The sequence below is a fragment of the Kitasatospora sp. MBT63 genome, from assembly GCF_000710465.2.
Lineage (GTDB): Bacteria > Actinomycetota > Actinomycetes > Streptomycetales > Streptomycetaceae > Kitasatospora.
Genome location: NZ_JAIZ01000338.1, coordinates 1 through 1,330, shown reverse-complemented (window position 1 = coordinate 1,330; position 1,330 = coordinate 1). Strand labels below are relative to the sequence as shown.

Here is a 1,330-nt window from a genome sequence, read left to right as displayed (position 1 = left end):
GGTGGGTGGCCTTCCGGACTCGCGCAGTTCCCCGCGCCCCCTGGGGTGACCCGACAGGAACAGGGGCCTGGGCCGCCGGCGGCTACCGAGGTGCATCCGGCCCCCGGACCCCGGGTGCGGGTGGGTGACCTTCCGGAATCGCGCAGTTCCCCGCGCCCCTTGGGGTGACCCCATCAGGAAGAGATGCCTTCCGGAATCGCGCGGTGCGTGGCGAGGGCGCGGTCCCACTCGGTGTCGTCGCCCTGCCAGCGCCCCGGCGCCGCCGCGACGGTGTCCCAGGCGATGCCGGGCGGGAGCCGGTCGGCGTCCGGGGGCGGGGTGCGGCGCAGCCAGAGGAGGGCGAAGCGGTGGCCGGGGTGTTCGGCGGCGAGTACGGCGCGCAGGCGGCGCAGGTCGGCGGCGGCCAGTTCGTCGAAGGCGTCGTGGTGGACGTAGAGCACCCGGCGGGTGGACCCGGCCAGGCTGCGCCAGCGGTTCGCGAGAGCGGCGAACTTGGCTCGCACCTCCGGTAGTTGGCGGTCGATGTCGGCCTGGGTGAGCGGTCCGGGCCCGGCCGGGTGGAAGTCGTGGAAGAAGCGGATGTCGCTGCCCCGGTCGAGCGCGCAGCGTCCCTCGTCGAAAGGCTCGACCAGGCCGGGGCGCAGGACGTTGGCGAAGCCGGCGGCGACCGTCTCCACGACGGAGTCGAACTCCAGGTCCAGCCAGTCGAAGAAGTGCGCCCGGTCGTCGCCGGTGATCCGACGCAGCTGGTAGGTGGACTCGCAGTGGTAGCCGAGGCCGACGTAGTGGTCGAACCCGGCGTGCGCGTCGGCGTCGCCGGCTCCCCCGGGCACCCCGGTCACGGCTCAGGCCCGGCCGGATCGCAGCGGGCCCTGCCAGCTGCGGCCGGACAGGTACTCGGCGGCGGCGGTGGCGTTGGCGAGACCGGCGCCTCTCGTCAGCAGGGTCGGGCCGTCCGGGGCCGGGTCCTGCGCGGCCAGCCCGAACTCGACCGTGACCAGGTCGGGGCGGCGGGCCCGCAGCGCCCGCAGGGGGTCCCGCTGCCAGGGGTCGCGGTGGGCGTCGCGGACGGCGACCACGAGCGGGCCGCCGGGCAGCGGGATCTCCGCCGGGTCGGTGCCGGGTTCCACCTCCGTGCAGCCCGCGAGGGCTCCGAGCGCGGCCAGCGGTCCGGCCGGCCCCCAGGGGGCCTCGCCGACTGCGAGGTTGGCGGTGGCGCCGAGCCGGACGGTGTGGACGGTCCGGGGCGCGCCGGGCGGCGTCAGCCCGTACGCGGTGAGTGCCCGGCGGGCGGCGGCCAGGCCCACGGCGGGGTCCGGCCGGGGCGGGG

The 1,330-nt window shown here is 77.1% G+C and carries 1 protein-coding gene and 1 pseudogene; both read right to left on the bottom strand.

Features of this window, described 5'->3' with window-relative positions; translation table 11 throughout:
- Positions 1-173: 173 nt before the first annotated feature.
- The gene (locus AA75_RS20255; protein ID WP_051812864.1) at positions 174-833 is read right to left on the bottom strand and encodes a DUF1796 family putative cysteine peptidase; all 660 of its coding nucleotides are present in this window, start codon (positions 831-833) and stop codon (positions 174-176) included.
- Between the two features lie 12 nt (positions 834-845).
- Positions 846-1,330, bottom strand: a pseudogene (locus AA75_RS20250) (glycoside hydrolase family 3 protein); the annotation flags it as partial.